General features: G+C 73.5%; 1 protein-coding gene. It reads right to left on the bottom strand.

Going from position 1 to position 796, the window contains the following annotated elements:
- Positions 1-796, bottom strand: a 796-nt coding sequence (locus tag GJV64_RS15045) for a hypothetical protein (RefSeq protein WP_164158328.1), incomplete at both ends; no start/stop codon positions are given.

Consider the following 796-nt stretch of genomic DNA (forward strand, 5'->3'; position numbering starts at 1 on the left):
GGCCGCCGGGTGACGGCCAGAGTCGCCATGGCCAGCCGAACCGGGCGGCGGGTACGGCGCAACAGCGCGCGCTGGTAATCGGCGGCAATGGCGCCGGCTGCCAGCATGGCCGCAGCGAGCCGGCCGGATTCGAGCGCGATGGCCATGCCATCGCCGCAGAAGCTGGGGATCACTGCCGCCTGGTCCCCTAGCCGCCAGAGGCCATCATTGGCGTCGGCCGCCAGATGGCCATAGGGCACCCGCGCGATGGCCAGCGGGCGTGGCAGCAACGCTTCCGCCTCGGCCAGCGCAGCCAACCCGGGTTCCGCGCACAGGCGCGCCAGCAGGGCCGGCCAGCCGCCGGCCGCGCGATAGGCCGGGCCATCGACCAGCAGGCACAGGTTGAGCCGCCCGCCCTCCACCGGCTGCAACCCGGCATAGCCGCCGGCGAAGAAGATCACGCGCACCGTGCCGGCCAGCTGGCGGTGCAGCGCGGGGGCATTGAAATACATCTTGAGGCCGATCTCGTCCGGCCCAGGCGGGCGCGGAAGCCCGCGCAGATCATGCTTGCCGGTGGCGAGCAGGATCTCGCCGCCGGTGATAGCCCGTGCAGCATCGAGGCTGCGCACGGCGACACCGCGCTGCACCTCTACCCCCGCAGCCGCAGCCACATCCAGCAGGGCATCATCCAACACCCGCCGCGACAGGCTGAGCGCGGGAAAGGGCAGCCTCGCCGCCACGTGGCGGCGCCCGGCCCACAGCTCCACTCGGGTGATCGGCACCGCGCCCAGCCGAACCGGCGGCAGGCCCAGCGCCG

Source organism: Sandarakinorhabdus rubra, assembly GCF_010994245.1.
Classification (GTDB): Bacteria; Pseudomonadota; Alphaproteobacteria; order Sphingomonadales; family Sphingomonadaceae; genus Sandarakinorhabdus; species Sandarakinorhabdus rubra.